The following is a 22,376-nucleotide window of genomic DNA, read 5'->3' as shown; positions in this document are numbered from 1 at the left end:
CAGATGTTGTGTTTCGCGACATCACCCGGGTAGTATCTCTACCGTGGGAGGACTTCTCGACATCGGGCCGCTACTTGTGAGGGCGCGCACCGCGCGCGGTCTTTCCCAGCGCGAGCTCGGCGAGCGGCTTGGAGTGGTGCAGCAACAGATCGCTCGCTGGGAGGCGTGCGAGTATCGGACCGCGTCACTTGAGCGGCTCAGCCGGGTGGCTGATGTGCTTGGTGTGGGCGGACGTGTCGGGTCACCGGCAGATAGAGATTCAGGGGGAATCACCCAGACCGGTCGCGGCGTGGCCGGTCTGGGTGACGGCCCCGTCCGGTCGCTCGATGACATTGCGGCTCGCGTGCGGGCGCACGGCACGGTGTTGTCGGAGCGGTACGGAGTGAGAACCATCGATGTGTTTGGCACGTTTGCCCGTGGCGAACAGGACGATACGTGTTTTGTGGGACTCATCGTCGAACTCGCCCGGCCCACAATTACCGCCATGATCGACTCGGAGATCTACCTGCAGGGCATTCTCGGCAGGCGGGTTCAGGCGGGGCCACTCTCCTCGATAACTCCGCAGATGAGACCGGAGATCGAGGCGGAATCGGTGCGGATCTGGGCAAACGAGACCGACGCGGCGCGCACGTGAGGAACGTCGGCGAACAGGGTATGCGGTACATGTGACGAAGTACCCAGGTAGCGATGTCCGGCGTACGGGGGTGCGGTGACGAACGAAGAGCGCAGGCGCGACGTACGAGTTCGCACGCTCCTGGCCACCTCGCGCGAAGGGTTGCTCATCGTTGACGCTCAAGACCGCATCCGGATCTTGAACGAGGCGGCGGAATCCCTGCTCGGAGTGGAACGCGTGGCTGTGATGTACGGCGGCGTTGGCCTGCTCGGCGTGCAGGGTCTTACCGCCGCTCTCGAGGAGGCGCGCCTTGAGGGAGGCGCGCGAGCGCGGTCCACCGTGGCGGCGCAGGGGCGTGACATTTCATGCACGCTTGTTCCTTTCGCCGATCCCGACTGTCCGGGAGGCGACAGTGTGGCCGTGGTCATGCGCGATGAGACGGGGGCCGCTGACGAACTTGAGCGTGCAGAGGCGATACTCGCGGCTACCGGCGACGGAGTGTTTGTCTTCGCGCCTGATGGGCGCCTGACGTTCTTCAACCCGTCGGCGCGGGAGATGTGCGGTCCGCGGCTCGACGGGTTTCTCGGCGAGATGGTGACCGTGGCCGAGATTCTCGGGGTAGAGCCGTCACCGCACGGTGCGGAGCCGATCGATGCGGTCTGGGAGGGTACGCTTTCCGAACCGGATCACAGGGTCGTGCAGATTCGCACCAATCCGGTGCTTGATCGGGGAGGCGCGGTGATCGGCACGGTCTCCACCATGCGCGATATCACAGCAGAGCGCGAGATGGCGACCATGAAAAACGAGTTCGTCTCCACTGTCTCCCACGAGCTTCGCACGCCGCTGACATCCATCAAAGGCTACGTCGACCTCATTGTCGACGGTGAAGCAGGCGAGATCAACGAAGTTCAGCGCGAGTTTCTAGAGATCGTACAGGAGAACTCCGACCGTCTCGTCAGCTTGATCAACGACATGCTCGACATCTCGCGCATCGAATCTGGACGAATCCACCTCAAGGTGGAGCCAATCGAGATCCCCGACCTCATCATGAGCACAGCCGAGACCTTCAAGACCATGGCCGAGAAGTCCGGCGTCGAACTCGTGTGTGAGGTGGCAGACGGTCTCCCGCGCGCCGCTGGTGACCGTGACCGGGTCGGCCAGGTGCTCATGAATCTCGTCAGCAACGCGATCAAATACTCGCCCGGCGGCGGCCGGGCGACGATCAAGGCGCGACACGACGGGGAGATGATAGTCGTGGACGTGACGGATGCAGGCATCGGTATCAAGCCGGAAGACCAAGCGCAGCTCTTCACTAAGTTCTATCGTGTCGACTCCTCGCTCACCCGCGACATCGGCGGTACGGGTTTGGGGCTTTCGATCTGCAAGAGCATCGTTGAGCTGCTCGGCGGGAGCGTGTGGGTGGAAAGCGTGCTCGGCGAGGGAAGCACGTTCGCCTTCTCGTTGCCGGTGGCTTCGTCACGCCTTGTGCGCACTCCTGCCGTCGAAGGACCCGACGTGACCGGAGGGACCGTGCTCGTCGTAGACCGTGACCCCTGTGTCGCGAGCCTCATCGAGACCTACCTGACCAAGCGAGGGTACGATGTGCTCATCGCCCACACCGCCCAGGCCGCGGCGGAGCTTGCCGTAAGACACCTTCCGCGCGCGATTACCCTCGACGTGATGCTCGATGACGGTGACGGGTTCGATTTGCTCCAGCGGCTCAAGAACGATCCCGAGACCGCCGATATCCCGGTGCTCGTGCTCTCAGTGGTCTGCGACGAAGGCAAGAGCATGCGTCTTGGCGCGGCGAACTATCTGGAGAAGCCTGTCGATCAGAGGCGTCTGGTGAGCGTGATCGACGGCCTTGTGGGCTCCGTCGCCTCCCCGCTCGTGCTCGTCGCCGACGATGACCGCGACATCGTCGATTCGATCAGCCGGGTGCTTAAGGCTAAGGGTTTCGCGGTGATGCCGGCGTACGACGGCAAGGAAGCGATGGCGGCGATCGCCCGCTCACGTCCCGATCTCGTGCTGCTCGACCTGAAGATGCCCGAGATGGACGGCTACCAGGTCATCCAGGAGATCAAGACGGATCCGGGGCTGTCTGACATACCCATCGTCGTGATGACCGCCCACCGGATCGACCATTCGCGCATCGGCGTCATTGACATGGCGGCCGGACAGGTGCCCAAGCCCTTCTCGGCAGAAGAACTTGCCCAACGCGTCGAGTCACTACTCGCCGAGGAGGGGTGATTGGCGGTGGCGCGCATCCTGATCGTCGATGACGAGCCCCACATCGTGAAACTCATATGCTTTTCGCTCGAAAAAGCGGGGCACGAGACAGTTGCGGTGACAGACGGGATCTCGGCCATAAGCGCGGCGCGCGATGAGGCGCCCGACCTCATCCTCATGGATGTGATGATGCCGGTCATGACTGGCTACGAGACGGTCGAGCGCCTTAAGGCTGAGCCTGCCACAGCTGACATACCGGTCATCATGCTATCGGCCAAAAGCCAGCTCTACGAGCGGGAGAAGGGCATCGATTGCGGAGCGGTCTGCTATATCTGCAAGCCGTTCACGCCGAGAGAACTTGTCGAACAGGTTTCCCGGTTCCTTGATGGGCCCTGAGGTGTTACACGAACGGAAGGAGTGCGGTCGACATGGCGAAGATACTGTCCGTCGATGACGAGCCGTCTATCGTTCGGTTGGTGAGCGCGACGCTCACTGCGCGCGGACATGAGGTCACAGGAGCGCACTCTGGTGTCGAAGCGCTGGCGATCGTGAAGTCGGAGAAGCCCGATCTCATCGTGCTCGACATCATGATGCCCGGGCTGGACGGCCGGGACGTCTACAGGAGGCTTTCCGCCGATCCGGGCACGAAGGATATACCAGTGCTGTTCCTCTCGGCGATCGGCGAGTTCGCGAGTCAGCTTGACACGGTCGAGATGGGCGAAGCCGAGTACATGACCAAGCCGTTTTCGCCCAAGGAACTGGCCGATCAGGTCGAGACGATGCTCGACCCGGCGAACGCGGCGGAGCGCGCGCGCCGCCGCCAGTCGCAACTGAGCAGATTGCGCATGATGGTCACGATCATGCACAGGGAGCACGAGTAGCTGGTCAACCGTGTACGAGATCCCGACATCCGGGGTGCCGGTCAAGGTCTGGGGCGCCGACCTCGACGATCCCACGCTCGCCCAGGCGCGCAACCTCGCACAGCTGCCGTTCGCGCATCGGCACGTGGCGCTCATGCCCGACGCGCACGTCGGGTACGGAATGCCTATCGGAGGGGTGCTCGCGGCGCTCGGCCAGGTGATCCCGCACGCGGTCGGCCTCGACATCGGGTGCGGCGTGAGGGCGTGGTCGACGGGGATCGCGCATCGCGAGTTCGCCTCGGCCCGTGACGGCATCTTGAACGACATCCAGCGCTCCGTGCCCACCGGGTTCGAGTGGCACCGCTCGCCGCAGACAGACCGCACGTCGCTCTTCGACGACGTGCCCGGCATCGCTCCGCTGCGCGCCGAGGTCGACAAGGCCGTGCGGCAGGTCGGCACGCTCGGCGGCGGTAACCACTTCATCGAGTTGCAGGTCGATCCCGACGATACGGTGTGGGCGATGGTGCACTCGGGCAGCCGGAACCTCGGCAAGCAGATGGCCGAGCACTACGACGCCGTCGCCAAGGCCGAGAACCGCGCGTCGGGCTCGCCCGTGCCGCCGGAGTGGGGACTCGCGCACCTCGCGGCAGACTCCGAGGCCGGGCGCGAGTACCTCGAGGTGATGGGGTTCTGCCTGCGATTCGCGCGCGAGAACCGGCGCCTCATGGCCGGGGCTGTCCGGCGCGCGATCGAGCGGAAGTTCCCGGGCTTGGAGGCGACCGGTGAGGTCGACGTCCACCACAACTACGCGGCCGCCGAAGAGCACTTCGGCGAGAGCGTCATCGTGCACCGCAAAGGTGCGGTGCACGCGGTGGGGACCGTGCTCGTGCCCGGCTCGATGGGCACGGCGAGCTACGTCTGCCGCGGGCTCGCGAATCCCGAGTCGTTCGAGTCGTGCAGTCACGGGGCGGGCCGGGCGATGGGGCGCAAGGCGGCGAAGCGGGCGTTCCCGCGCGAGAAGGTGCTCGCCGACCTGCGAGAGCGAAACATCCGCCTCTTCAAGGCGAAGAAGCACGACGTGGCCGAGGAGGCCCCGGCCGCCTACAAGGACATCGAAGACGTGATGCGTCACCAGCGCGACTTGGTCGAGCCACTCGTGCGCTTGCGACCGATCGGGGTGGTCAAGGGGTGAGTGCTCTGGTGGCGGGCACAGCCACGCTTACCAGTCGAGCAGACGCTTTTCCCCCTTGAGCGAGCGCACGCACGTCGCGTCTTGCACAACCTCGAGGCAGCCGCGATATGTGCCGTCAAGATCGCGGAGGGCATAGTAGCGGATGTGAATGAAGACACCATTGAGTTCGATCCAGAACTCGGCGAGATCCTTCGACCCAGTTTTGAAATCGTCGAGGATGCGCTCGACGACAGCAACACTTCCGGGCGGATGGCAGTTCTTCACCTCCCGACCGATGACCGCGGGCGAGCGCGGGAAGACCCGGTCACCTTCCGAGTAGAAGCGTACGCGGTCGTGCTCGTCGACGTACGTGACGTCGAACGGGAGCGCGCGCACCATGAGGTCGATCTGCTCGAGCGTAAGCGCGCCGGTGGTGAGGGGGAGCGCCGCCGCCCCGGCGGTCCCGCTGTGCGCGGCCACGCCCGCTCCAGGGTGCGCGGCGTTTACCGGCGGCTCGATCCATGCGAAGCCGATCTCGGCCTCGCCGGTGGCCATTGCCTCCCACTCGGCCTCGTTGAGTGCCGCAAGCGCCGTGGGAAAGAGGATCTTCTCTTCCTTGTAGATCATGTCCTCGACCATGCCGAGCGTTTCCGGGAGCGAGTTTGCGAGCGCTCCCGTATCTCCCGCACGCACGGCGGCGAGATCTGTCTTGATGCGGGAACGGATGTCGTCATCGAGCGCCCACATCACTTTGGTGGGACCTTCGATGCCGTGGTGCTCGAGCATCGGGAACAGCTGGTTTTCCTTGCGCGCGTAGTGTGTGGCGAGCCCGTCGAGCAGGCGAGTGAGTCCTGATTCGAGCGCGCCTAGCGCCGCCTCCGGATCCTCGGCGAGCGAGGGCCCGAGTTCCTCTACAGCGCAGCGCAGCTCAGCGACGATCTCGCCGGCGGCCGCGTTTTCCCGGCGGTACGTGTCGACCGGATGGCCCGGTGCCACGGCGAGGTCTTCTTCCGACTGGCTCGATTCTAGCGCCGCGCGAAAGACGCTCACATGGACGTCGCAAAGCCGCTGGACCTCCTCGACGGGCATCCCTTCCGCGATGAGCGCTTGTTCCATCGCGGCAATCTCGACCGCGTCGATCTCGGCGGTGAGTGCTTCGAACTCGGCCTTGACCTCATCGACAGACGCGCCATCGTGAAGCTTGCGGATGATCTCTTTGAGCGCCTCCTGACGGCGCGCACGTGACGCTTCGTCGAGCGGGGTTGCCGCGGATGCGGCATCCTCCTCGTGGATTGCATGGAGAGTGATTTGGCTCGAGATCGACTCAATGAGATCGTCCACGCTCATGCCGCCCATCTCCGCGACGGCCGATAAGGTCGCGACGCGTGCGACAGTGTTGCGGAGAACGGGGTTCTTGAGCTTTGCGAACTCCGGCTTGAGTCCGGCGAGGTACTCGAGGAGGAAGGGGTAGGTTTCGAGCAGGCCGTGAAGTTTGGTTTCGCGTGTGATCCGCATGAGGCTCCTCTCGGGGCAAAATCGTGGGCACCGAGCGCGGTCCGATGAAGCGGTACCCTCCGAGTGTACTGTAGCGACGAATGCCTGTGCAGGTTTGCGTGAGCTTGACGAGAACCCGAGGCGGTGGCAGGATTCACTGAATCACTACGAGTTGCGCAAGGAGGTGCGGAAGCTACAACCATGGTTCACGTCACCGTGTTCGCGATGATGATGGAGTTGATGGCCCAGCCCGGGTCTTGTCGTGCATGCGACGGGTCTGGGCGCCTCGGCCACCCGGCCGGACGCTAGGTCGGGTACATCTATCCTCAGCGAATACGACACGAGAGTGAGACGACCATGAGCGAGCACACCGCATCTGAGACGGGCTCCACGCCCGACGCCACCGCCCCTCGTACCCCCGGATTCGACACGCGTGCCATCCATGCCGGCGCCACGCCGGACCCTACGACCGGGTCGCGCGCGGTTCCGATCTACCAGACCGTCGCCTACAACTTCCGCGACACCGATCATGCCGCCGACCTCTTCGGCCTGCGCGAATTCGGCAACATCTACTCGCGCATCATGAACCCCACCAACGACGTGCTTGAGCAGCGCGTCGCCGCGCTTGAGGGCGGCACGGCGGCGCTCGCCACCGCCTCGGGCCACTCGGCCGAGGTGATCGCGCTGCTAAACGTCGCCGGTGCGGGCGATTCGATCGTGAGCTCGACGTCGCTCTACGGCGGCACGTGGAACATCTTCCTGCACACGTTCCGTAAGCTCGGCATCGACGTACGCTTCGTGGACACCGCGGACACCGACGGGTTCGCCGAGGCGAGCGATCCGACTACCAAGGCGTGGTTCGTCGAGACGATCGGCAACCCGCGCCTCGATGTCCCCGACATCGCAGGACTGGCCGAGGCGGGGCGCGCGCTCAACATCCCGCTCTTCGTCGACAACACGTTTGCGACCCCGTACCTTAGCCGACCTATCGAGCATGGCGCAGCGGTCGTCATCCACTCACTCACCAAGTGGCTCGGCGGGCACGGCACCTCGATTGGCGGCATCCTCGTCGACGGCGGCAACTTCGATTGGGGCGGCGGACGCCACCCGTGGTTCACCGAGCCCGACCCGAGCTACCACGGGCTCAAGTTCTGGGATGTGTTCGGTGACTTTCCCGGTCTCGGCAATGTCGCGTTCGGCATCAAGGCGCGCGTGCAACTCCAGCGCGACTTGGGCGCCTCGCTCTCCCCGTTCAACTCACAGCAGTTCCTCCTCGGCATCGAGACGTTGTCGCTGAGGGTACAACGCCACTCTGACAACGCCCTTGCCGTCGCGCGCTACCTCGAAGCGCACCCCAAGGTGGAGTGGGTCACCTACCCAGGCCTCGACACCCATCCGAGCAAGGTGAACGTCGACCGCTACTTGGAGAACGGCTACGGCGGCATCGTGGTGTTCGGCGTCAAAGGCGGCAAAGCGGCAGGCCGCGCGCTTATCGACGGCGTTGAGCTGTTCAGCCACCTCGCCAACGTGGGTGACGCGAAGTCGCTCATCATCCACCCGGCCACGACCACGCACAGCCAGCTGTCTGCCGAGCAGCTCGAGCGCGCGGGCATTTCGGAGGAGTTCGTGCGCCTCTCGGTGGGCATCGAGGACATCGGCGACATCATCGCCGATCTCGAGCAAGCGCTGGAGCGGGTGTAGCGCCGTGATCCGGGATGAGCGTGCCGTGGGCGGCGGGGGTGCGTCGGCGCACGCGTCTGAGCCGCCCGCGTCAGGTCCGCGCATAATCGAGCTTTCCGGCGGTTTTGATCTCGTATCCGGCCATCGGCTCGAACACGTGGCGGTGGCGTATGAGACATTTGGCACGCTTGACGAGATGAGAGCGAATGCCGTCTTGGTGTGTCACGCGCTTTCCGGTGACGCTCACGTCGCGAACGGTCCGGACCGCTTCGGCGAGGTGCGTCCGGGCTGGTGGGAACCGGTTGTTGGCCCCGGCAAGGCGATCGACACGGAGCGGTACTTCGTGATCTGCGCGAATGTTCTCGGAGGGTGCTCAGGCACCACTGGGCCGGGTTCGACGGATCCCGCCACCAATTCGCCGTACGGCCTGCGTTTCCCGCTCGTCACGATCGAAGACATGGTTGACGTCCAAGCGGCGCTCCTCAATTCGCTTGGCATAGAGCGGCTCGCGTGTGTCGTGGGCGGTTCGATGGGCGGGATGCAGGCGCTCAGGTGGGCGCAACGGCACCCTGACCGGGTGGCCTCGGTCGCGGTGATAGCGACCACGTGGCGGCTTGCCGCACAGGCGATAGCGTTTAACGAAGTCGGGCGGACAGCGATTCTTGGCGATCAGGGGTTCACTGACGGCGACTACTATGAACGCGGTCAGCCGAGCCATGGACTCGCCGTCGCGCGCATGATCGGGCACATCACGTACCTCTCGGACGATTCGATGCGCGCCAAGTTTGGACGGCGTTTGCGCGATCGCGCGGAGCACGCGTTTGAGTTCGTCACGGAGTTCGAGGTCGAGAGCTACCTTGCGTATCAGGGGCGCAAGTTCGTCGAGCGCTTCGATGCCAACACGTATCTCTACATGACCAAGGCGATGGACTATTTTGATCTCTCGGCGGGTTACCCGTCGCTGGCCGATGCGCTTGCGGGAATGAGCGCACGGGTGCTCGTTCTGTCGTTTTCAAGCGACTGGCTCTTCCCCACGTACCAGGCGCGCGAGCTTGTCGACGCACTCAAGGCCGCTGATGCGGAAGTCTCGTTCGCAGAGATTCAAAGCCCGTACGGGCACGATGCGTTTCTGCTCGAGCCAGAGCAGCAGCGACGTTACTTGGAGCCGTTTCTCGCCCGCATCGTGGCTGAGGAGCGCGCGCGTAAGACGCAGGGAAGAGGTGGTGCCTGATGACCGCGGCAGAGCTGCTCCGGTCCGACCTTCGCCTGATCAGCGAGATGATTCCTCCGGAAAGCCGAGTGCTTGATTTGGGTTGCGGGGACGGGTCGCTCATGGCGCACCTTCGCGATGAGAAGGGATGCACGGTGCGCGGTGTTGACCTTAGTTCGCCAGACATCGCGAACGCTCTTGCACGGGGACTGTCGGTGGTGCAGATCGACCTCGACGAAGGACTTCCTGGCTACCGTGACGACGCATTCGACTTCGTTGTGCTCTCCCAGACACTGCAGGTTGTCAGGCGCCCCGCGTTCGTGTTGCGCGAGATGCTTCGAGTCGGGCGCCGGGGAGTCGTGACGTTTCCCAACTTTGGGCACTGGCGGGTGCGCGGTTACCTTGCCCTGAGGGGCCGCATGCCGGTCTCTCGCTCGATACCGTTCACGTGGTACAACACGCCCAATATCCATCACACGACGATCACCGACTTCCGCGACTTTGTCGCCGGGAACGGCGGGGCGATAGAGCGCGAAATCCCGCTCATCACAGATGTCCGGGTGGGTGGCGTGCGCTCTGCGCGACTGTGGCCCAACCTGCGAGCGGACACAGCAGTGGTGTTGGTGGCGAGGGCGTGACGGGTATCCTATCCCATGTGCCGGAGAAGATCATGCCACATGCAAGCGGGGCGCCTGGCGGCCTCGCGTCCCGGGCCGAGCCGCCCCGTGATCTTAGCGCGCTCGGTTTCTCGGGACACTTCGAGGAGCTGTTCGTCCACCTTGCCGAGAAGGGCTTCGTGCCCGGTCGCGTGAGCCGGGTCGATCGAGGACAGCCGCTGGTGCTTACCGAGACCGGGCCGCTGCGTGCGGAGCCCGCCGCTCACCTGCGGGACTTGGGTGACGCGAGGATCGTGGTCGGCGACTGGGTCGCGCTGGCGCGTCCGGAAGGGCACGACCTGGCGATAGTTGAGGCGATCATACCGCGCGTCTCGGCGTTTTCGCGCAAAGACCCTGGTGAGCAAGGGGTTGAGCAGGTTGTGGTGGCTAATGTCGATGTCGCATTCGTGGTGCAGGCGCTCAGTCCAGGGCCCAACATCGCTCGGCTCGAACGCGAACTCGTGCTGGCGTGGGAGAGCGGCGCGCAGCCGGTCGTCGTGTTGACCAAGTCCGACCTCGCGACTGACGTTCAGACTGCGCGCGCCGAGGTCTCGGCGGTCGCACTGGGTATCGAAACGCTTGTAACCTGCGCCATTACGGGAGAGGGCGTTGATGCGATCACGGCTTGCCTTGGAAGGGGCAAATCCGGCGCGTTCTTTGGCGCCTCGGGAGTTGGGAAATCGACGCTGGTGAACAGTTTGGTTGGGGACGAGGTGCAGCAGACCGCAGCGGTGCGCGAAACGGATGGGAAGGGGCGCCACACGACCGTCGCCCGCGAGATGTTCTTTCTGGCGGACGGGAGCATCCTCATCGACACGCCGGGGATGAGGGCGCTCGCACTCCTGAGCGGCGGCGAAGGGATCGCGGCGGCGTTTCCTGACGTCGAACAGCTTGCCGAGCGGTGCCGCTTCGCGGACTGCCGTCACGTTCGGGAACCCGGTTGCGCGCTGCGGGAGGCGGTCGAGGATGGCAGGTTGTCCGAGAGACGCCTGGCGAGCTACCGTGCGCTCAAAGATGAGGCGGCGCACGTTGAGACGCGGCAAGACAGAGGCCGCTCCCGTCACAGGCGTGACGGACGCGGCGGCTAGGGCCGGAACCGAGTCCACGTGCGCCAACGGCCTCACGTGCGCTACTCTGAACAGGTCGTGACCGTTCCGCGCGGCGAAAGCGGATCATGAGGGTACATCGCTTCCACAGCCCGCTTCAGCACTGGTTGAGCGGGTTGCTACTCGAACTTGCGGCTTTGAGCGCCTTCATCGCGGCCATGTTCTTCGTGGTGTTGTTCGTGGCGTGGGTGCGGTAGGCGACAGCGATGTGGGTGCGGCTGTACTCCCCGGACATGCGCACGATACTCCACTTCGTTGGGATTCTCGTCACGGGTATCGGCCTCGCGATGATCATCCCGCTTGTGGTGGGAGTGCTTGCGCGGGAGTGGGACGCGGCACTTGATTTCGCCTTGGGAGCTGGAGTGTCGTGCGCCGTCGGCATGGCGCTGATGCACGCCGAGGTGCGCCCCTCACGCATGAATCACACGCACGCGCTCGCAATCACCGCGCTGGGGTGGATCGCCGCCGCTATGGCCGCAGCGCTGCCCCTCGCGTTTTCGGACAACTATCCGAGCTACCTCGACGCGTGCTTCGACGCGATCAGCGGTTTGACGGTCTCAGGGCTGACTGTCGCGGTCGACCTCGATCACATGTCCTACGCCCATAACATGTGGCGGCATCTGATGCAGCTTATCGGAGGACAGGGGATCGTCGTCGCCGCCCTCTCGCTCGCGGTGGGACTTCGTGGCGGCGCGTTCTCACTCTACGTCGCCGAGGGCCGTGACGAGCGGATTCTTCCCAACATCGTTCACACCGCGCGGTTCATCTGGGTTGTTACCGCGGTTTACGTCGCACTCGGTACGGCAACCTTCTTCGCGATCATGTCGTTTATCGGCATGTCGCCGGCGAGGAGTCTCCTGCACGGATTCTGGATAGCCGCCGCGGCGTTCGACACGGGAGGGTTCGCGCCGCAGCGGATGAATCTCATGTACTACCACCACTACCTGATCGAGGCTCTTGCTCTCATTCTCATGATGGCAGGATCGATCAACTTCGCCCTCCATGCGCAGATCTGGCGTGGATCACGCAGGGAGCTGCGCAAGAACATCGAGACTCGCGTGCTTGCGTTCGTCATTACAGCGTGGTCGGCGCTTGTCGCAATCGGACTCACGTACGCGGATACCTTCACCAGCGCATATGGGGTCTTCCGTAAAGGGGTGTTCCAGGTCATCTCGGGACATAGCGCGGGGCACCAGACAGTGTACGGGAGCCAGTTCATTCATGATTTCAGCGGTGTGGGATTGATCGCGATCATGCTCGGCATGGCCGTAGGGGGCTCGCTCTCGTCGACAGGTGGCGGCATCAAGGCTTTGCGCGTAGGGGTGATCGCTAAATCGATCGTTCTTCACGTCAAGCAGGCGATCGCACCGAAGAGCGCCGCAATGACGGTGCGCTACCATCATCTCGGCATGAGGGTCCTCAAGCCGGAAGTGGTGGGCGCTGCCGCGACGGTATTCATCCTCTACCTCGTGACGTACGTCGTGGGCGGTGTCGCGGGTGCGGCATATGGGTACGGAGCTTCCGAGGCGATGTTCGAATCGATCTCCGCAACGGCGAACTCGGGACTTTCGATTGGTATTACGTCCGCGACGATGCCCACGGGGCTCAAACTCGTGTACATGTTTCAGATGTGGGCCGGGCGGCTTGAGTTTATCGCGGTACTCGTGCTCGTGTCGCAGGTGGTCTTGGCGTTTGACGTGAGGAGGTGGCGTTCGCGATGATGCGGTGGCCGTTAGCGTGTGTATTGGCGTTTGTTGCCGCGCTCGCCACATTGGGTAGCGTCCAGTCGGCGTTGGCGACCACCATGTTCGATGCCCCACTCAGCCCTGCCGAGGTGGTCGAGATAGACCGCGCGCTCGACGGTCACGAGATCGTGGTCGAGGGTGAGGCGATAGGCGAGCACTTGCGAGCGATGGGCGGCGGCAGGTGGGTGAACATCCTTGGCGACGAGGTCGGTCTCGGCATCTGGGTCACGGATGAGATGGCGGCAAGGATAGAGCACTTTGGCGACTACCGGCACACAGGCGACATCGTGCGCGTGACCGGTATCGTGAACATCGCCTGCGAGGAGCACGGCGGCGAGTTCGACGTGCACGCGACGTCACTTGAGATCATCTCCAGGGGCGAGCCGCGACCGCAAGACATCGAGCCGATGAAAGGCGTAATCGGCGGAGTCGGCCTCGTTTTCGCATACGGATTGTGGTGGCTGTACCGTATGCGCCGCGACCGCCGGATGATCTGACGTCTGGCGCATCTGCCTTTGAGGGAGTGACTTCTGCGCACGTGAACGTCCCTGATGCACCCCACGGCCGTGAAACGCCGCTCGTCTCGCTCCGCGGTGTGGTGAAGGTCTACGACACCGGAGGGGTTCCGTTCACCGCGCTGCGCGGTGTCGACCTCGAGGTGCGTAGCGGCGAGTTCATCGGGCTGGTGGGAAAGTCCGGATCGGGCAAGACAACACTCATCAACATGATCACCGGCATCGACCATCCAACGTCGGGCGAGGTGGTCATCGACGGGGTTTCTGTGCATGCTTTAAACGAGAACCAGCTCGCGATGTGGCGCGGTCGCACGATCGGCGTAGTGTTTCAGTTCTTCCAGCTGTTGCCCACGCTCACGGCCATAGAAAACGTCATGCTGCCGATGGACTTCTGCGCGATGCACTCCCCGGCCGAGCGCCCCGAACGAGCGATGCGCCTCTTAGAACAGGTCGAGATGACCGACCAGGCCTACAAGTTGCCCTCGGCGCTCTCTGGAGGTCAGCAACAGCGCGTCGCAATCGCTCGCGCGCTCGCCAACGACCCGCCCATCCTGGCTGCCGATGAGCCCACCGGCAATCTCGACTCAAAAACCGCTGACGCGGTGTTTCACCTGTTCGAAGAGTTGGTGGACGCTCACAAGACAATCATCATGGTCACCCACGACGCCGATATCGCCTCGCGCGTCCGGCGTTCACTCACGGTAAGCGACGGCGAGATAGTCGAGGAGACGACGCACCGCCCACGGACCGCGCGTTCCGGTCCATGAGAGGGCCGCTTGCCGCTCTGGCTCCCCGGTGGCGCAAGGTCGTGCGAGACCTCGCCGGACACCGGTTCCGCACTCTGCTCGTGGTCCTCTCGATCGCGGTGGGCGTGTTCGCGATCACTGTCGTGATGGGCGGACGCGGCATCCTCATTCGCGAGTTCGACGCGGTCTACTCGGCGTCGATGCCCGCCACCATCACGTTTGCGGTGTCCGATCTGGATGAAAGCGTGGTGCGCGCTGTCGAGCGGTTTGAGGGAGTGCGTTTTGCCGAGGGCGCGCGAACGCTCGCGATTCGCTACGAAAAGGGAGAGCAAAGCGACGCTGTCTCCTCCGCCGGGTGGGACACCATGCAGCTGCGCGCGGTGCCCGATCTCGAGGGCGGGCAGATCGATGTCGTGACGGTGGAGTCGGCGCGCACGTGGCCTCCCGCGGCCGGGGAGCTTGTGCTGGAGCGCTCGGTCAATCTGGTCGCCCCGCACGCTGTAGGAGACGTGGTGACAGCCGAGACACCCGGCGGCACACGTGTGCGGCTGCGCGTGACGAGCATCGTCCACGACATCAACGCGTTTCCTGCGACGTTCGTGAACGCCGCCACCGGCTACGTCTCGATGGATACCCTGCGCCTGCTCGACGAGCCACGCAGCTACAACGAGCTTAAGGTTGTCGCTGCGGGCACACCCGACAGGGCCGAAGCGAGCCGACTCGCAACGGCCATCCGCGACGACGTGCTGCTCCCGCGCGGCGTGCAGGTCGTGCAGACCAGCGTGCCCGAGCCGGGCAGTCACTTTCTCGGAGACATCTTCAAGGCGGTTTCGCTGCTGCTGCTCGCGCTCGGACTGCTCTCGCTTGCGCTCTCGGGCTTTCTTGTCGTGACAACGGTGCAAGCGATCATGGCGCAACAGGTGAGACAAGTGGGCATCATGAAGGCTGTGGGCGGGCGAGCCGGCCAGGTCACGTGGATGTACCTCGCGATGGTCGCGGTCTACGGGTCAGGCGCGGTCGCCGTGGGGCTGCCCGCCGGCGCGCTCGCTGGTTGGTGGTTCACGGGGTACGCCGCTGACTTGCTGAACTTCCGCATCACCTCGTTCGCGCCGCCGCCGTACGTGGTGCTGCTAGGCGTGCTGGTGGGGTTGGCCGTGCCCCTGCTCGCGGCAGTGGTCCCGGTGCGTCTCGGGACACGTACGAGCGTGGTTCGGGCGCTCAACGCGACGGGGATGAGCGGCACGTCGTTTGGGCACGGGTTGCTCGATCGCGCGCTGGGTCTCGTTCGCGGGCTGCCGCGACCGGTCGCACTGTCGCTGCGCAACACGTTTCTACGCAAGGGACGTCTCACATTGACGCTCATCACGCTCTCGCTTGCATCCTCGGTGATCATGTCGGTGACGAGCGTGCAGAGCTCGATCCTTGCTACCGTGGACGAGATCGACATGTGGGACTACGACGCCCAGTTGTGGTTCGCGCGCCCGCAGAGCGCCGAGACGGTCACGCGTGTCGCGTCGCGCGTAGAAGGCGTGGTCGCGGTTTCAGGGATGCCGGAGTATCGTGCCGTCTTCGCCCGTCCCGACGGCACAGAATCAGAACCGATCGACATCATCGGGGTGCGTCCCGGCTCAGACTTCATCGTGCCGCGCCTCACCGAAGGGCGGTGGCTTACCGCAGACGACAGTAACGCGATCGTACTCAACGCTGACGTTGTTAAGAGCGAACCCGGGCTCACTTCAGGGTCACGCGCCACGTTCAACGTGATTGGTGACGATCGTGTCTTCGAGGTCGTGGGCGTCGTGAGCGCGGGGCTCATGGGCCCGGTCGCGTTCACGCCGCTGGAACACCTTGAAGCCATCACTGGTGCGCACGGTGCGATCATGAGGTTGCAGGTGCGCACCACGTCGGCGCACGAGGCCGAACAGACTCGCGTAGCGCGCCTCGTTGAGCGACAGCTCGAAGAGCGAGGAGTCCCGGTGGCGTTCTCACAGACCGCGACGGAGCAGCGCGACCAGGTCGCAAGCCAACTCGGCATACTCGTGACGTTCCTCGCGATCATGGGGGCGATCCTCGCACTCGTTGGCGTAATCGGACTCACGGGCACCATGACCATCAACGTGCTCGAGTCGACCCGCGAGATCGGCGTCATGCGTGCCATCGGGGCGTCGCACCGCTCGATCTACCAGATATTCGTGACAGAGGGGGTCGTCATTGCGCTCATCGCGTGGTTCCTCGGCGCGCTGGCCTCGTATCCGATGAGCCTGGCGCTGCTCACGATGCTTGAGAGGGCGATGGCGCTGCCGCTCACCTTCGAGTACTCGTGGGAGGGTGTGGTTGTGTGGCTGGTGGCGGTCACGGTTATCGCGGTGGCAGCAAGCCTCCTGCCGGCGTTTCGAGCGGCCCAGGTAAGCGTGCGCGACGCGATCGCCTACGAGTAGCGCAGCACTGGGCGCTAGCGCGCGACCATCCGGGTGCGCCCTGCTACCATTTGCGGTAGCAGGAATCCTGTCTGACGGTCGGGGAGGCTTGAACCGATGAAGCTGCCGTTGTTCGAGCGCTTCCCGGGTATCGCCGCATTGCCTCGCGTCGAGCTTTGCGATCTGCCCACGCCGGTTGCCAACGGCGCGGACATCCTCCCGCTCGATGAGGACGCCGAGGAGATCTGGCCCGTCCACGGCCTTTGGGTCAAGCGCGACGACCTCACCAATGCGATCTACGGCGGGAACAAGGTTCGCAAGCTCGAGTTCCTTCTCGGCCAAGCGAAGGCGCAGGGCCGCGCGGCGGTACTCACGTTTGGCGCGTACGGTTCGAACCACGCGCTCGCCACCGCGGTGCACGCCCGCGCGCTCGGACTCGAGCCGCACGTTGTGCTTTCGCCGCAGGCCCCGGGACCGTTCGCCGCAGCGACGTTGCGTGCCCATGCGGCGCTCGGCACGGTGATCCACCCCATCGACGGATGGGACGGTCGCCGCGAAGCGGTGCTCGCCCGGCGGGGGCTCGCCCGGCGAGACGGTGTTGAGCCCTACGTCATCCCGATGGGCGGTACCAACTCGCTCGGCACGATTGGTTACGTGAACGCGGCGTTCGAGGTTGCCGCGCAGGTCAGGGAGCTCGACTTGGGCGCGATTGCGTTCGCGCTCGGAGACTTCGTCGCGCCAGATGTCGTCTACGTCGCCGGCGGGACGCTCGGCACGGCGGTGGGGCTCGCGATTGGGTTTGCCGCGCTCGAGCGCGCCGGTGCGCGTATGGCGCCACAGGTACTCGCGATCCGTGTCACGCCCGGCGAGGTCGCCAACGAGCCGTTCGCCGAGAAGCTCGCTGCCGAGACGATCATGTTGATGCGCTCGCTCGACTCGGCCTTTCCCGAACTCACCTTCGCAGACTTGCGCCTAGAGCTGCGCCACGAGTTTTTCGATCCCGGCTACGGTGTGCCGACCTCCGAGAGCATCGAAGCGGTCAAGCTCGCTGGCGCGGCCGGAGTGAAACTCGAGACCACCTATACGGGCAAGGCGTTCGCGGCGCTCATGGCGGACACGAAGAGCGGCCGCCTCCAAGGAGCTCGTGACCACGTGCTGTTTTGGGACACATACCACTCTGGGCCGATGCCGCCCGCGGGTCCGGTCGAAGCGCTTCCCCCGCCCCTTCAGGCGTACGTCGCCGAGTGCGATCGGCTCTTTGGCGCACCTGCGGGCGGGTAGTCTGTAGGGCGCAGGTCGCAGGCCGCAGGTCGCTATCGCGCCTCGACCCGATATAACCCTCCCTGGAAATCGACCACGTAGAGCTCCCCTTCGTCATCCTCACCGAACGACGAGATGGCCATCTCGGTTGTGGCGAGCTCTCTGGTTTCAGGACCATCGGGGCCGCGTGCGACCCCCCACACGCGTCCGGTCACGAAGTCTCCGTACAGGTAGACGCCGCGCATGAGCGGAAAAGCGTCGCCCCGGTAGACATAGCCGCCGGTCACGGATTTGCCGGTAGGGTGGCGGTACTCAACGAGCGGCCACGCGAAGGCGTCCCGGTTCTCGGTGACATCGCGGTCTGGCGGAAAGGGGTCGGTGCCCTCGAAGAGGCTCCATCCCCAGTTCTCGCCTCCTTGGCTCGCCGCGGGCTGGAAGTTCACCTCTTCTAACGCGTTTTGGCCCACATCCCCGATCCACAGGTCGCCGGTTTCACGGTCGAAGCTGAAGCGCCACGGGTTTCTAAGTCCGTACGACCAGATGAGCGGATCGGCACCGGCGACATCGACGAAGGGGTTGTCCGCCGGGACGCCAGCCTGTGTGCTCCACGCACCTGTCGCGCCGACATCGATCCGCAGCATCTTGCCGAGCGGTGTCGAGAGATCCTGGCCGGCGCGCAGCGGGTCCCCTGCTGAGCCGCCATCGCCGAGCCCGAGGTAGAGCATCCCGTCGGGTCCGAACGCTATCCCTCCACCGTTGTGGTTAGCGTAGGGTTGCTCGACGCGCAGCAAAACGCGCTCGCTGTTTGGGTCGGCTGTGACGCCATCAGAGTCGAAGCGCGAGAGAACGCTTGCATGGCTGAGGTCGGTGTAGCTCACATACACCACTCCGCTCGCCGCGAAATCGGGCGTGAACGCTACGCCGAGAAGCCCGAGCTCCGACTCGGTGCTCACCCGGCCGCGCAGATCGAGGAAGGGCGTGTCGTCGATTTCGCCGTCGCGCACCGTCCAAAGCGCGCCGGTCTTCTCGGCCACGAACAATCTTCCGGATCCGTCGCCCGCTCCCGTGACGTAGAGCGGCTGGTCGAATCCGTCAGCGACGAGAACGAAGTCGATTTTCAAGTCCTCAAGACGAGAGCTCTCCGGAGGGGTGGATGGCCCTTCTGGGGCCGATGGGGTGCTGGGGTCGACGATGGTCGGCGGCTCCGCCGGGCCGGCGCACCCTAGTAGCGTGGCGAAGAGCGCTGTGGTCAGGATCGCACGTATCACATGTGGCACGAGCAGCTACCCCGGTTTCACTCGTTAGCGTGCACGGTCGTCTTGTGCCTGCAGTTAGTACGTCCCCAATTCTTGCGAGAGGGATGTGGGGCCTGGGAGGTGGGGCCTGGGTGTCGCAAACCGCATGTACAATGTATTTGGTGGATATATGCGGTGAGGACGCGCCATGCTCTACGTGATCGATGGCTACAACGTCACAAGATCCGATCCCGCCACCCGGGACCTCCCGCTCGATCGACAACGCGACGCGCTCATCGCGCGACTTAGGGCGCGCGGAGCGGAGCTTCTCGGGCGGGGCCGGATCGTGGTCGTTTTTGACGCCGAGCGAGCAACCGGGGCGCCTGCGGCACCGAACATGGAGCCGGTAGAAGTCGTGTTCGCGCGACGAGGCTCAGCTGATGATGAGATTGTGCGAATCATACAGGGGGCCGCAGCGCGTGAGACGGTCACGGTCGTGACCTCCGACAATGCGCTTGTCGCACGGGCACGCACGCACGGTGGAGGCCGCGTGCGGATCCGCGCACGTGACGTGGTTTTCGACGCCGGCGGCCGAGGACGTGCGCGAATTGGTCCAAAGCGGTACCCTGCTTCAGGCGCGGGCATCCCCGCTGGCGGCAACGCCATAACCGCCGAGCTCAAGGAGTTATGGCTGACCGAAGAGAGCGAGGAGTGAACGTGCTCGGTTCCGGTGTTCTGGTCAACGTGCTTGCGGTTCTTGTGGGTTCGGCTATAGGTCTTATGTTTGGTGGAGTCATCACCGAGAGGTTTCGCGCTATCGCGTTTTCCGGGATAGGGCTGGCGACGATCGTGATCGGCGCGAGCATGGCTATCGGAGGGCTTGCCGATCTTGGCACAAACGGAATGGGACCATACGCGGCCCTCGTCCTAGTGGGCTCGCTTGTCGTTGGCGCATTGCTCGGCGAAGCGTTGCGTATCGAGCACAGACTCGAGCACTTCGGCCACTTCCTCCAAAGGATCGCGCATCGTGTGCCGTTCCTCGCGCCCGGTCGGGCCGAGCAGCCCGGAGAGAAGGCGCACACGCTTGTCGAAGGGTTCGTGACCGCGTCGTTGCTGTTTTGCGTGGGAGCAATGACGATTCTGGGCTCGATCAAAGACGGCCTCGGCGACCCGTCGTTGCTGTACCTCAAGGCCCTGCTCGATGGGATCGCGGCGATCGCGCTCGCGACCACGCTCGGAGTAGGTGTCGCACTTTCAGCGATCCCGATCCTTGTCATCCAGGGGAGCGTCGCGCTGGGCGCGCACGCGATCGAGCCTTTCGTCACCGAGGCGGTCATCAACGCGATCCAGGCTACCGGAGGCGCACTCATCTTTGCGATAGGTCTCGATCTCGCGCGCATCAAGCGCCTGCCTGTTGGCAACATGCTTCCAGCGATCATTATCGCAGCGGTGCTGACTGGGTTTCTGACGTGAACGGCCACGAGTCTTCCGACTAATGGATCTTGTGAGACTCACCCGATCTGTGCCGCAAACCGATACTATGAAATGAGTACGGGCCATACGGGGAGGAGCGCGGATGCGGCGGGCCGTGGTGCTTGCCATAGACGATGATCTTGAGATGGCCGGTCTCATGGAGATGGTTTTGGAGACCGCGGGTTTCATCGTTGAGACAGCGCCGAGCGTCTTCGAGGGCATGAAGACAATCGCACGCATCCAGCCAGATGTTGTCCTCCTCGACATAATGATGCCGGGAGTCAATGGATGGCAGCTGTGTGAGGCGTTGCGCGAGAACGCATCTACCGCCGCGATTCCCGTGGTCTTTGTCACCGCCCTTGGCGGCGCGCACGATCGTGAAACCGCCGAGAAGGCAGGCGCGGCCGGCTACATCACCAAACCGTTTTCCAACGATGGTCTTGTAGCCGAGGTCCGACGGCACCTTCCGCGCTGATGGGCGGAGTCTTTTCCACCATCACCGGTAAGGTGTTGGTCGCCACGCTCGCCATACTCATCGTGACCGTGGCCTTCGCGGGAGTGCAGTCTGCCGACACGATCCGCGTCCAGCAGCGTCATCTCGCACTTTCGGTCGCCTCGTCGTACGTGGACAAGATAGTCGTGACGCGAAGATGGGTGAGCGAACACGCTGGCGTCTACGTACTACAGAGCGCAGACGTGACGCCCAACCCGTATCTGCCCGAGGACGAGCGGACACTAGAGCTGCCTGACGGCACGGTGCTCGTGCGTGTCAACCCCGCTTACTTCGTGCGCCTGACCGATGAGTGGCTCGTGCGACAGACGGGCATCTCGGCGCGGGTCGTCGGCCTGGAGCCGCTCAATCCGGACAATGCAGCCGACAGGTGGGAGCGCGAGGCGATCGAGAGTGCCGCTTCCACTGACGACGAGCGCCATCTCCTCACCGAGCGCGACGGCGCTGAGGTGTTGCGTTTTGCGAGGCCCCTTGCGGTGGAGGCGGCGTGTGTCAACTGCCATGACGAGTGGGCAGGGGCCGTCGGGTCGATTAGGGGCGCGCTGAGCGTGACGATGCCATACGGTCCATTCGCGGTGAGCGCATCGGAGCTCATCAGGCGTTCGTGGATTCAGATCGGGCTGCTCGGCCTGCTTGCCACCGGAATGACGGTGGCGCTTGGCGGGATGGCGCTTGTGGCGGAGCGGCGGTTGCGCGCGAGCAACCATGCGCTTGAGCGGGCGGTCGACGTCCTCGAAGAACAGAGCGCTGCCAAGACGCAGCTGCTTGCGACGGTGAGCCACGAGTTGCGCACGCCCCTCAACTCGATCATCGGCTTTTCAGGGATCCTTTCCATGGGCCTGGCCGGAACACTCACTCCCGAACAGCGCACGCAGGTCGGCATCATCAACAGCGAAAGCAAACACCTGCTTGCCCTGATCAACGACATCCTCGATCTGTCGAAGTTCGAGGCGGGCCGCATCGTTTTAGTTGCCGAGGAGTTCGACGCTAACGAGGTCCTCGATTCGGTCGCAGGGATCGTGCGTCCGCTCGCCGAGGAACGCGGTCTTGCATTGCGGGTGGCTCCGGCGGCAGGTGAGGCTGTGCTCTACAGCGATCGCAGGAGAGTCGAACAAGTGCTCATCAACGTTGCCGCCAACGCCGTCAAGTACACGGACAGCGGTTTCGTCGCGCTCGCGGTCGTGACGGGTGAACACGGAGTCGATTTTGTCGTTGAAGACACAGGCGCAGGTATCACTCCCGGTGAAGCCGACGCGCTCTTCGCGCATGCGCACCGCCTCGATGGCGGCCTGCCGCGTCTGAAGGGGCAGGGACTCGGCTTGATGATCTCCAGGACGCTGGCCGGTCTGCTCGGCGGGGAGATCAGTGTACGGAGCAGTCCGGGGTGTGGCTCGATCGTCACGTTTCGTGTGGCGCACCGTCTGCCGCATCCGCCGCCTGACATCGCCGGATGAC

Annotated in this window: 20 protein-coding genes; 18 read left to right on the top strand and 2 right to left on the bottom strand. The window is 64.3% G+C overall.

The features are described 5' to 3' along the window. Positions 1-43 precede the first annotated feature (43 nt). The 5 genes from KGZ40_00635 to KGZ40_00615 all read left to right on the top strand — a co-directional run bounded on the left by KGZ40_00635 (position 44) and on the right by KGZ40_00615 (position 4,894). Positions 44-634 carry an XRE family transcriptional regulator gene (locus tag KGZ40_00635; GenBank protein MBS3956029.1) on the top strand — a complete coding sequence of 197 codons (591 nt, stop codon included), beginning with the start codon at positions 44-46 and terminating at the stop codon, positions 632-634. Positions 635-709: 75 nt separating this feature from the next. Beyond that, positions 710-2,863 carry a response regulator gene (locus KGZ40_00630; protein MBS3956028.1) on the top strand — a complete coding sequence of 718 codons (2,154 nt, stop codon included), beginning with the start codon at positions 710-712 and terminating at the stop codon, positions 2,861-2,863. A 6-nt stretch (positions 2,864-2,869) separates the two neighbouring features. Further along, entirely contained in the window at positions 2,870-3,238 is a 369-nt protein-coding gene (locus tag KGZ40_00625) for a response regulator (protein MBS3956027.1), read from the top strand. A 32-nt stretch (positions 3,239-3,270) separates the two neighbouring features. Further along, positions 3,271-3,723 carry a response regulator gene (locus KGZ40_00620; GenBank protein MBS3956026.1) on the top strand — a complete coding sequence of 151 codons (453 nt, stop codon included), beginning with the start codon at positions 3,271-3,273 and terminating at the stop codon, positions 3,721-3,723. Positions 3,724-3,733: 10 nt separating this feature from the next. Beyond that, positions 3,734-4,894 carry an RtcB family protein gene (locus KGZ40_00615; protein ID MBS3956025.1) on the top strand — a complete coding sequence of 387 codons (1,161 nt, stop codon included), beginning with the start codon at positions 3,734-3,736 and terminating at the stop codon, positions 4,892-4,894. A 27-nt stretch (positions 4,895-4,921) separates the two neighbouring features. On the opposite strand, the gene KGZ40_00610 is transcribed toward KGZ40_00615, so the two are convergent. Beyond that, positions 4,922-6,388 carry a DUF438 domain-containing protein gene (locus KGZ40_00610; GenBank protein ID MBS3956024.1) on the bottom strand — a complete coding sequence of 489 codons (1,467 nt, stop codon included), beginning with the start codon at positions 6,386-6,388 and terminating at the stop codon, positions 4,922-4,924. A 336-nt stretch (positions 6,389-6,724) separates the two neighbouring features. Between KGZ40_00610 and KGZ40_00605 the strand changes: the two genes are divergently transcribed. From KGZ40_00605 to KGZ40_00565, 9 genes are all read left to right on the top strand, one after another. Then, positions 6,725-8,068: an O-acetylhomoserine aminocarboxypropyltransferase/cysteine synthase gene (locus tag KGZ40_00605; GenBank protein ID MBS3956023.1), complete on the top strand. Its 1,344-nt coding sequence runs from the start codon at positions 6,725-6,727 to the stop codon at positions 8,066-8,068. 4 nt (positions 8,069-8,072) lie between these two features. Beyond that, a complete protein-coding gene (locus KGZ40_00600; GenBank protein MBS3956022.1) occupies positions 8,073-9,278 on the top strand; it encodes a homoserine O-acetyltransferase in 1,206 nt (401 codons plus the stop codon). Further along, the gene (metW, locus tag KGZ40_00595) at positions 9,278-9,895 is read left to right on the top strand and encodes a methionine biosynthesis protein MetW (GenBank protein ID MBS3956021.1); all 618 of its coding nucleotides are present in this window, start codon (positions 9,278-9,280) and stop codon (positions 9,893-9,895) included. The genes KGZ40_00600 and metW overlap by 1 nt, the downstream gene beginning before the upstream one ends. A gap of 32 nt (positions 9,896-9,927) precedes the next feature. Further along, positions 9,928-11,001, top strand: coding sequence for a ribosome small subunit-dependent GTPase A (rsgA, locus tag KGZ40_00590; GenBank protein MBS3956020.1), 1,074 nt, complete (start codon positions 9,928-9,930; stop codon positions 10,999-11,001). 224 nt (positions 11,002-11,225) lie between these two features. Further along, entirely contained in the window at positions 11,226-12,740 is a 1,515-nt protein-coding gene (locus tag KGZ40_00585; protein MBS3956019.1) for a TrkH family potassium uptake protein, read from the top strand. Next, positions 12,737-13,261 (top strand): hypothetical protein, encoded by a 525-nt coding sequence (locus KGZ40_00580; protein MBS3956018.1) that lies wholly within the window; start codon positions 12,737-12,739, stop codon positions 13,259-13,261. Before KGZ40_00585 ends, KGZ40_00580 begins: the two co-directional genes overlap by 4 nt. A gap of 41 nt (positions 13,262-13,302) precedes the next feature. Then, positions 13,303-14,046: an ABC transporter ATP-binding protein gene (locus KGZ40_00575; protein ID MBS3956017.1), complete on the top strand. Its 744-nt coding sequence runs from the start codon at positions 13,303-13,305 to the stop codon at positions 14,044-14,046. Positions 14,047-14,087: 41 nt separating this feature from the next. Beyond that, positions 14,088-16,463: an ABC transporter permease gene (locus KGZ40_00570; GenBank protein MBS3956016.1), complete on the top strand. Its 2,376-nt coding sequence runs from the start codon at positions 14,088-14,090 to the stop codon at positions 16,461-16,463. Positions 16,464-16,559: 96 nt separating this feature from the next. Further along, on the top strand, positions 16,560-17,723 hold the full coding sequence (locus KGZ40_00565; protein ID MBS3956015.1) for a pyridoxal-phosphate dependent enzyme: 1,164 nt from the start codon (positions 16,560-16,562) through the stop codon (positions 17,721-17,723). A gap of 32 nt (positions 17,724-17,755) precedes the next feature. On the opposite strand, the gene KGZ40_00560 is transcribed toward KGZ40_00565, so the two are convergent. Next, positions 17,756-18,979 carry a PQQ-dependent sugar dehydrogenase gene (locus tag KGZ40_00560; protein MBS3956014.1) on the bottom strand — a complete coding sequence of 408 codons (1,224 nt, stop codon included), beginning with the start codon at positions 18,977-18,979 and terminating at the stop codon, positions 17,756-17,758. Between the two features lie 166 nt (positions 18,980-19,145). Here KGZ40_00560 and KGZ40_00555 point away from each other — a divergent pair, with 166 nt between their 5' ends. From KGZ40_00555 to KGZ40_00540, 4 genes are all read left to right on the top strand, one after another. After that, entirely contained in the window at positions 19,146-19,652 is a 507-nt protein-coding gene (locus KGZ40_00555) for an NYN domain-containing protein (GenBank protein MBS3956013.1), read from the top strand. Then, the gene (locus KGZ40_00550) at positions 19,625-20,410 is read left to right on the top strand and encodes a DUF554 domain-containing protein (GenBank protein MBS3956012.1); all 786 of its coding nucleotides are present in this window, start codon (positions 19,625-19,627) and stop codon (positions 20,408-20,410) included. Before KGZ40_00555 ends, KGZ40_00550 begins: the two co-directional genes overlap by 28 nt. 103 nt (positions 20,411-20,513) lie before the next feature. Beyond that, entirely contained in the window at positions 20,514-20,885 is a 372-nt protein-coding gene (locus KGZ40_00545) for a response regulator (protein MBS3956011.1), read from the top strand. Beyond that, positions 20,885-22,375, top strand: a complete 1,491-nt coding sequence (locus KGZ40_00540; protein ID MBS3956010.1) for a DUF3365 domain-containing protein — start codon at positions 20,885-20,887, stop codon at positions 22,373-22,375. Before KGZ40_00545 ends, KGZ40_00540 begins: the two co-directional genes overlap by 1 nt. Position 22,376 lies beyond the last annotated feature (1 nt).

The sequence above is a fragment of the Clostridiales bacterium genome (genome assembly GCA_018333995.1).
Lineage (GTDB): Bacteria > Actinomycetota > Coriobacteriia > Anaerosomatales > SLCP01 > JAGXSG01.
The sequence above is the reverse complement of the archived record's forward strand: the minus strand, read 5'-3'. Positions and strand labels throughout refer to the sequence as shown.

What these genes read in the sequence shown, in the direction of transcription:
- KGZ40_00585 (MBS3956019.1), top strand. Translation starts at nt 11,226, where the DNA reads ATGTGGGTGCGGCTGTACTCCCCGGACATGCGCACGATACTCCACTTC.
- KGZ40_00565 (MBS3956015.1), top strand. Translation starts at nt 16,560, where the DNA reads ATGAAGCTGCCGTTGTTCGAGCGCTTCCCGGGTATCGCCGCATTGCCT.
- rsgA (MBS3956020.1), top strand. Translation starts at nt 9,928, where the DNA reads ATGCCACATGCAAGCGGGGCGCCTGGCGGCCTCGCGTCCCGGGCCGAG.
- KGZ40_00620 (MBS3956026.1), top strand. Translation starts at nt 3,271, where the DNA reads ATGGCGAAGATACTGTCCGTCGATGACGAGCCGTCTATCGTTCGGTTG.
- KGZ40_00550 (MBS3956012.1), top strand. Translation starts at nt 19,625, where the DNA reads ATGGCTGACCGAAGAGAGCGAGGAGTGAACGTGCTCGGTTCCGGTGTT.
- KGZ40_00545 (MBS3956011.1), top strand. Translation starts at nt 20,514, where the DNA reads ATGCGGCGGGCCGTGGTGCTTGCCATAGACGATGATCTTGAGATGGCC.
- metW (MBS3956021.1), top strand. Translation starts at nt 9,278, where the DNA reads ATGACCGCGGCAGAGCTGCTCCGGTCCGACCTTCGCCTGATCAGCGAG.
- KGZ40_00610 (MBS3956024.1), bottom strand. Translation starts at nt 6,388, where the DNA reads ATGCGGATCACACGCGAAACCAAACTTCACGGCCTGCTCGAAACCTAC.
- KGZ40_00605 (MBS3956023.1), top strand. Translation starts at nt 6,725, where the DNA reads ATGAGCGAGCACACCGCATCTGAGACGGGCTCCACGCCCGACGCCACC.
- KGZ40_00555 (MBS3956013.1), top strand. Translation starts at nt 19,146, where the DNA reads ATGCTCTACGTGATCGATGGCTACAACGTCACAAGATCCGATCCCGCC.
- KGZ40_00580 (MBS3956018.1), top strand. Translation starts at nt 12,737, where the DNA reads ATGATGCGGTGGCCGTTAGCGTGTGTATTGGCGTTTGTTGCCGCGCTC.
- KGZ40_00540 (MBS3956010.1), top strand. Translation starts at nt 20,885, where the DNA reads ATGGGCGGAGTCTTTTCCACCATCACCGGTAAGGTGTTGGTCGCCACG.